The sequence below is a fragment of the Polaromonas sp. AER18D-145 genome (genome assembly GCF_002379095.1).
Lineage (GTDB): Bacteria > Pseudomonadota > Gammaproteobacteria > Burkholderiales > Burkholderiaceae_C > Polaromonas.
Genome location: NZ_NBZV01000085.1, coordinates 1 through 7,251, shown reverse-complemented (window position 1 = coordinate 7,251; position 7,251 = coordinate 1). Strand labels below are relative to the sequence as shown.

The 7,251-nt window shown below is 65.9% G+C and carries 6 protein-coding genes; 1 reads left to right on the top strand and 5 read right to left on the bottom strand.

Going from position 1 to position 7,251, the window contains the following annotated elements:
- A partial coding sequence (locus tag B7G52_RS22710) for a PAS domain S-box protein (protein WP_141397535.1) occupies nucleotides 1-887 on the bottom strand: 887 nt, incomplete at its 3' end.
- A gap of 208 nt (nucleotides 888-1,095) precedes the next feature.
- Here B7G52_RS22710 and nth point away from each other — a divergent pair.
- The gene (gene nth / locus B7G52_RS22705; RefSeq protein WP_096699933.1) at nucleotides 1,096-1,737 is read left to right on the top strand and encodes an endonuclease III; all 642 of its coding nucleotides are present in this window, start codon (nucleotides 1,096-1,098) and stop codon (nucleotides 1,735-1,737) included.
- Nucleotides 1,738-1,928: 191 nt separating this feature from the next.
- On the opposite strand, the gene B7G52_RS22700 is transcribed toward nth, so the two are convergent.
- From B7G52_RS22700 to B7G52_RS22685, 4 genes are all read right to left on the bottom strand, one after another.
- The gene (locus tag B7G52_RS22700; RefSeq protein WP_096699932.1) at nucleotides 1,929-2,930 is read right to left on the bottom strand and encodes a tripartite tricarboxylate transporter substrate-binding protein; all 1,002 of its coding nucleotides are present in this window, start codon (nucleotides 2,928-2,930) and stop codon (nucleotides 1,929-1,931) included.
- 88 nt (nucleotides 2,931-3,018) lie between these two features.
- Entirely contained in the window at nucleotides 3,019-3,879 is an 861-nt protein-coding gene (locus B7G52_RS22695) for a CoA ester lyase (protein WP_096699931.1), read from the bottom strand.
- Nucleotides 3,876-5,240 carry an MmgE/PrpD family protein gene (locus B7G52_RS22690; RefSeq protein ID WP_096699930.1) on the bottom strand — a complete coding sequence of 455 codons (1,365 nt, stop codon included), beginning with the start codon at nucleotides 5,238-5,240 and terminating at the stop codon, nucleotides 3,876-3,878. Before B7G52_RS22690 ends, B7G52_RS22695 begins: the two co-directional genes overlap by 4 nt.
- Before the next feature lie 68 nt (nucleotides 5,241-5,308).
- Nucleotides 5,309-6,499, bottom strand: a complete 1,191-nt coding sequence (locus B7G52_RS22685; protein ID WP_096699929.1) for a CaiB/BaiF CoA-transferase family protein — start codon at nucleotides 6,497-6,499, stop codon at nucleotides 5,309-5,311.
- Between the last annotated feature and the right edge of the window lie 752 nt (nucleotides 6,500-7,251).

Here is a 7,251-nt window from a genome sequence, read left to right as displayed (position 1 = left end):
ACCCTGGCCAGCGCCCCGGTGTGGTTGAGCAGTTCAAGGCTGCGGGCAATCACCCCTTCAGAACGCTTGCGGTTGGTGATCTCCCGAATCAGGCCGGTACGATGGCGTGCCTGCGTGCCCTCGCCCTCACCCACATCCTCACCTTCGATCCGGCCGAGCAGATGGATCCAGCGTTCAGCGCCGGAATCAGTTATCACCCGGAACTCGGCATCAAGCGGCAATGCAGCCTGGACAGCTGCATCGCGCGCCGCAGCAAAAGCCTGGCGGTCACCGGGATGGATCCGCCGGAGCAGCCCCTCATAGGAAGCGTCAAGCAGCGAACTCTGCACACCGAGCACCTCATGGGCTTCATCGCACCACCACATCAGGTTGGTATCAAGGTCGATCTGCCAGTAGCCGATGCGTGCAAGCCGCTGCGCCACCTGCAGCCGGCGCTGGCTCTCGCGCAGGCGGGCGTCGTTGTCGGCCTGCTCGCGCTGAAGCCGGTCCAGCTCCGTGATGTCGCGAACAATGGTCGTGAACAGCTTGCCTTCGGGGGTATGCAGCACGGAGATCGAGGCGTCCAGGGGAAACTCCTCGCCACTGCGGCGCAGGCCATGGATGACCCTGGGCACGCCCATGCGTCGGGAAGTCACGCCGGAGTTGCCATATCGCTCGACGTTCTGCGCATGCCCCGCGCGAAAACGCTGGGGCATCAGCTTTTCGAGGGGCTGCAGCAACACCTCTTGCCGCGACCAGCCGAATATATGCTCGGCCGCCAGGTTGTACATGACGATCCGCTGCTGCTCGTCCACGGTGATGATGGCGTCCATGGCGGATTCCAGCACGCCCGCCAAGAGGGCCGCCGACCCGCCGGGGTTGAGGCTGTCGATGGAAGAAGGTCGCATGGCTCTTTCTGGAAACAGGTCACACGCGGCCCGGACCGGACCGCGTCTCACAGTCTACCACTCGCCCACTCATTCATATGCATGCATAGTGTCGGGTCGGCGATCCGCGCCGGACTTGATCAGCGTCAACATCTGGTTGGATCCGGGCGGCGGCGGGACCCGGCGCGGTCTGCCCTGCCCCCCATTGACAAGCCATACACTGCAAGGCATGAAAACCGCTGACATTGCCCCTTTTTTTGCGACGCTCAAGGCCGCCAACCCGATGCCGGTGACCGAACTGGAATACACCAGCGTGTTCGAGCTGCTGGTGGCCGTGCTGCTGAGCGCCCAGGCCACCGACGTGAGCGTGAACAAGGCCACACGCAAGCTGTTCCCAGTGGCCAACACGCCGCAGAAAATTCTGGCGCTCGGGCAGGAAGGGCTGGAGGGCTACATCAAGACCATCGGCCTGTACCGCAGCAAGGCCAAACACCTGATGCAGACCTGCCGCATGCTGGTGGAACAGCACGGCGGCCAGGTGCCGCGCAGCCGCGAGGCGCTGCAGGCCCTGCCCGGCGTGGGTCGCAAGACGGCCAACGTGGTGCTGAACTCCGCGTTTGGCGAGGCGACGATGGCGGTGGACACGCATATCTTCCGCATGGGCAACCGCACCGGGCTGGCGCCGGGCAAGACGCCGCTGGAAGTGGAGCACAAGCTGCTCAAGCGCATTCCGCCCGAGTACCTGGTGGACGCGCACCACTGGCTGATCCTGCATGGGCGTTATGTGTGCCTGGCGCGCAAGCCGCTGTGCTGGCAGTGCGCGGTGGCGCCGTATTGCGACTACACGCCGAAAACGCCGCAGCCCGGCTGAGACCGGGTAGCCGTTGCGGGCCTGACCCGACACCCCAGTCCACGTCCCGGCGCCGGTGGTCTGTGCCGCAGGGGACCGGGATCAGGGCCGAAGCGGCAGCCCTTCGTCCAGGTGCAAGATCACTATAAAACTCATAGCTACTTGCGACCGTCCGACAAGGGCTGCGGGCCTTTTTTGTTTAAAAAAAAGCCTCAATCCGCGTAAATGCCGGCCTTCTTGATTACCGGCGCCCATTTGCTGATTTCAGCTTCCAGATGGTTCTTCAGGCCTGCCGCCGTCATTTTTTCCAGAGGCGGAATGTCGGAACTCAGGTCTGCCAGCCGCTGCTTGACCATCGGGTCCTGCATGGCTGCGCGCAGGGCGGCATTGAGTTTTTCAAGCACCGGCGCCGGTGTACCCTTGGGCGCGTACATGCCGTGCCAGACCTTGACTTCAAAACCCTTGAGACCCTGCTCATGGAGCGTGGGCACATTGGGCAGCGCGGCCAGGCGGGTCAGCGAGGTCACGCCGTAGACCTTGACGCGGTTTTCCTTGATCAGCGGCACGGTCTGCGTGGTCTGGTCGCACAGCAGGTCCACCTGCCCGCCGAGCAGGTCATTCATGGCCGGGCCGGTGCCCTTGTAGGGGATGGTGTTGAGCTCGACGCCCATCTGGCTCATGAACAGCAGGCCGCACAGGTGCGAGACGGCGCCCAAGCCGGCATTGGCCAGCGTGACCTTGCCGGCGTTGGCCTTCACATAGGTCTGCAGTTCGGCAAAGTTGGCGGCCGGGAAGTCCTTACGCGCCAGCAGCGTCATCGGCACATCGACGACCTGGCCGATGTATTCGAAGTCCTTGAGCGGATCGAAGCTCAATTTCTTGTACAGCGCCGGCGCGGTGGCCATGCCCATGTGGTGGATGAAGATGGTGTAGCCGTTGGCCGTCGCGCGTGCCACGCGGGTGGCGGCGATGGTACCGCCTGCGCCCACCGTGTTTTCAACCAGCACGGTCTGGCCCAGCGCCTTGCCCATCGGGATGGCAATCATGCGGGCAACCACGTCGGTCGGGCCGCCGGCGGCAAAAGGCACGACCAGCGCCACCGGCTTGTCCGGGAAAGCGGCCTGGCTGTGCGCCTGCGTGCCCGCGCCCAGCGTGAGGACTGCGGCGCAAGCCAGCAGCGTGGTCTTCAATTTTGAGTTCATGCTTGTCTCCATGTAGTTAAGAAAATTATCCAGCGACTTTCACCGCAATACCATCGGAAAATACCCGCACCAGGGCGCATGGTTGCGCCTTGTTTCAGATTCATGTGGCAGCCTGCCAGGCCAACGTGCGCTGCGCAAGCCGCAACACGGGCGTGTCCACCATGCGGCCGTCAAGGCTGACCACGCCGCCGCCCGCCGCCTCGCTGGCAGCCAGCACGCGACGCGCCCAGTCGATCTCGGCCGGGCTGGGGGTGAACGCAGCATTGACCGCCGCCACCTGCGAGGGATGAATACACAGCTTGGCACCAAAGCCGCCGCGGCGGCTGCGCAGCAGATCGCGCGCGAGCTGTGCCGTGTCCTGCGTGTCCGCCGTCACGCCGTCGATCGGCGAAGGAAGCTGCGCGCGGCGCGAAGCCAGCAGCACGGCCAGCCGAATCGCCGTCAGCTCGGCTTCGTCGGGTCCGCAAGCCAGGCCGGCATCGGCCTGGAAGTCGAGGTTGCCAAAGGCCAGCCGCAGCACCTGGGGGCTGCGTGCCAGGGTGTCGGCCGCGTCGAGGCCGGCGACCGATTCAATCAGCGGCACCAGCGCGCATGCCGGGCCCAGCACCGCCGCGACATGCGAGAGCTGGGCCGCATGTTCAGCCTTGGGCAGCACCACGCCGGCTACACCCAACCCAACCAGCCCGCCCAACAGGTTCAGGTCATCGCCATGCCAGGCCGTGTTGCCCGCATTCACGCGCACCAGCACGCGCGCGCGTCCGGCCGCTGCAAGGCCAGCCCAGGCCTGCGCCAGCCCTTGGCGCGCCTGCGCCTTCTCGCCGGGGGCGACCGCATCTTCGAGGTCAATGATGACGGCGTCGGCGCCCGAGGTCAGTGCCTTGGCAAATCGCTCGGGCCGCGTGGCGGGCACGAACAGGAAGGAGCGGGCCAGCGCCAGCGGCTGGCCGGCGGACGCACTCATGCCTTGCCCTCCAGCAGCAGGCCCACGCGCGGCCATGACGCGACCTGCCACAAGGCATCGACGGCTGCCTGCATGTCGCCCGGGGTGGCGCCGCCGCTGAAGGCGGCCAGGCGCAGGGCCTTGGCGGTGATCTCTTCGCGGCTCAGGGTGTTGCCGGGGTCGCCCTTGGGTTCGTCCACCCTGCCCTGCAGCACGCGGCCATCGGTGGTGGTGACGGTGACCTTGCCTATCCAGCGCTGCGGATAGGCGGCGTCCACCTCGGCATCGAGCACCATGGTGACCCGGTCACGCAGGGCCATGGTGGCGTCTTCGCGGAAATGTTTCTCGAACTCGACCAGGCCGGCGTGGCCGAAACGCGCAACCAGCGCCAGCACCGTGCCCATGGAGAACTTGCTCTGGTGCACGGTGGCTGGGTCCAGCACCGGGCCCAGCACGTCGATGGCGCCCTGGTGCACATGGGTGACCACACTGGCGATGTCGGCCGGTGCCAGCTGGTGCGCCTGCATGACCTGCAGCAACGCGTCGGCCGCCGGGTGGGTGTGGCGGCAGGACGCGTGGTACTTGAACGAGGTCTCGGCCGTGGCCCAGCGTGAACCCAGCCCGGCGGTCAGCCTGGCCGGATCGGCGTCGCTGGACATGCCGGCGGCCATACCCTGCGGGCCTTCGAGGATCTGCGCCGCGCCGGTGAAGCCATCCTGCGCCAGGCAGGCCGACATCAGGCCGGCGGCGGCAGCGTGCGCGGTGTGCAGCTGCTTGGAGTCCGCGGCCGTGCGCAAAAATTCCCAGAGCCCGGCCGACTGCGTGCCGGCCGAGCCGAAGGCGTGCTGCATCTGCGCCGGGCTCAAGCCCAGCAGGCTGCCCGCCGTGGCCGCCGCCGCCAGCGTGCCGGCGGTGCCGGTGGTGTGAAACACCTTGTAGTGCGAGCGGCCCAGAAACTCGCCGACTCGGATGCCGACCTCGTAACCGGCGACCGCGGCGGTGAGCATCTGCCTGCCGCTGCTGCCGAACGTCTGCGCCATCGCCAGCGCCACCGGAAACACCACTGTGGCGGGGTGGAACACCGAGCCGTTGTGCACGTCGTCCTGCTCGGCGACATGCGAGGCGGCCGCGTTGGCCATGGCGGCAAAGTAGGCGCTGGTGCGGCTGCGGTTGATCAGCACTTCGGCCGCGCCGCCCGTCGGCCCCATGCTGGCGGCGAAACGCGTGATGGTCTCGACCGGGCGCGCGCCTTTGCCTGCAATTGCCGAGCCGAACCAGTCGACCAGCAGGTCTTCAGCCTTGCGCACGACAGCTGCAGGAATGGCGTCGAAGCTCAGGCCAGCGGCGAAGGCGGCGAGTTGGGCGGTGGGGGTGTTGTTCATGGCGAGTCCGTGTTTTTAAAGAAAAATCAGGCGTCAGCCCTTATAGGAGAAGCGCAAGATGCTATCAATTAAATAGCATCCGTCTGCTGCAGCGCGGCGATGGCGTCATCGCCCTGCCCCAGTTCCCGCAGGATGGCGCGGGTGTGCTGGCCGACGGCGGGGATGGGGTCCATGCGGTAGTCAAAGCTGCTGATGCGGCCCGGCGGCAGCAGCGCGGGAATGTCGCCAACCGGCGAAGCCACCTGGCGCCAGCGGTCCCGCGCCTTGAGCTGCGGATGCGCCCAGAGCTCGGCCATGCTGTTCATGCGGGCGTTGGCAATCTGCGCCTCGTCGAGCCGGGTGGTCACCTCGGCGGTGCTCATGCCGGCAAAGGCCGCGAGAATGATGGCCTTGAGTGCATCGCGGTGTTCGTTGCGCCGCGCGTTGCTGTCAAAACGCGCATCGGTCGCCAGCCCGGGCTGCTGCAACACAAGCTTGCAGAAACTCACCCATTCGCGTTCGTTCTGCAGTCCGAGCATGACGGTGCCGCCGTCACCGGCCGCAAACGGGCCATAGGGATAAATGGTCGCGTGGGATGCCGCGCTGCGCGGCGGCGGCGTGGCACCACCGTAGGCGTAATACATGGGGTAACCCATCCACTCGGCCAGCGACTCGAGCATGGACACGTCAATGTGCGAGCCCTGGCCGGTCTTGCCGCGTTGCAGCAGCGCGGCCAGGATGCTGCTGTAGGCATACATGCCGGCGGCGATGTCGGCCACCGAGTTGCCGGCCTTGCTGGGCTCGTCGGGCGTGCCGGTCACCGACAGGAAACCGGCTTCGCTCTGGATCAGCAGGTCGTAGGCCTTCTTGTCGCGGTAGGGGCCGTCGTCGCCATAACCCGAAATGTCGCAAACAATCAGTTTCGGGTTGGCCGCACGCAGTTCGTCAAAACCCAGGCCCATGCGCGCGGCCGCACCCGGCGCGAGGTTTTGCACCAGCACGTCGGCGGTTTCAAGCAGCTGTTTAAGCACGGCCAGTGCGGCCGGTTGCTTCAAGTCCAGCGTCAGGCTTTCCTTGGAGCGATTCACCCAGACAAAATGCGAAGCCATGCCATCGACCCGCTGGTCATAGGCGCGCGCAAAGTCGCCGACACCGGGTCGCTCGACCTTGATCACGCGGGCGCCGAGGTCGGCGAGCTGGCGGGTGCAGAACGGTGCGGCGATGGCGTGTTCGAGGGAGATGACGGTGATGCCGTCGAGGGGTCTTGTTTGTGGAGTCATTGCGTATTTGTTGGGGAAGGTTGCGCTTCGGTCGCGTGTTTGATCGGGCGCTTGTTGCAAGCCTGCGCCAGCTGGCCGGGGGTTGCACCGGCGGCCCAAGGCACGCCGTTCGAGCTGAGCTTGTCGAAGCTTCTGTGGTTCGCAACCAAGCCGGGGGTAGCCCGGCGGCTACTCACTTTCTTTTGTCTCGCCAAAAGAAAGTAAGCAAAGAAAAGGCGACCCTGCTGTCTGCGGTCCCCTTCGCTTGCGCTACGGGGGCAACCTGCGGTGCTCGGTCCAGCCGGGGCCGGGCTCGAACTCGCTACGCTCAGACAATCGCCCGTCCTGATCCGTCTGGCCCTGCGCTCCTCGGCGCAGCCAGAAGGGTGGTGGGGTCGAGAGCGGGTTCGGATTCGGGTAGGGAATCGGGCTCCGGCGAGGACGCGCAAAGCGCGTCCTCGCCTCCCCGTATCCGAACCCACATTTGTTTCCCCCACCCGTCGGGCTGGGCCGAGGAGCGCAGCCGAAAGTGGATCAGGGCGAGCGATTGTCTGAGCCAAAGGCGAGTTCGAGCTCGACCCCACTTTCGGCGAGCACCGCAGGTTGCCCCGGAGCGCAGCGCAGGGGACCCAGACCATCGGGTCGCCTTTTCTTTTGCTTACTTTTCTTTTGGCGACTGTATAGACAGGAGACATGGGAAACAGGTGTTCGGAGACATAGGAAACACCTTGGATTCTCAGCCAGCAGCGTTGAGTGCGCTCAAGTCCAGCCGC

Coding starts and splice junctions, on each gene's coding strand:
- nth (WP_096699933.1), top strand. CDS start 1,096: ATGAAAACCGCTGACATTGCCCCTTTTTTTGCGACGCTCAAGGCCGCC.
- B7G52_RS22700 (WP_096699932.1), bottom strand. CDS start 2,930: ATGGAGACAAGCATGAACTCAAAATTGAAGACCACGCTGCTGGCTTGC.
- B7G52_RS22695 (WP_096699931.1), bottom strand. CDS start 3,879: ATGAGTGCGTCCGCCGGCCAGCCGCTGGCGCTGGCCCGCTCCTTCCTG.
- B7G52_RS22690 (WP_096699930.1), bottom strand. CDS start 5,240: ATGAACAACACCCCCACCGCCCAACTCGCCGCCTTCGCCGCTGGCCTG.
- B7G52_RS22685 (WP_096699929.1), bottom strand. CDS start 6,499: ATGACTCCACAAACAAGACCCCTCGACGGCATCACCGTCATCTCCCTC.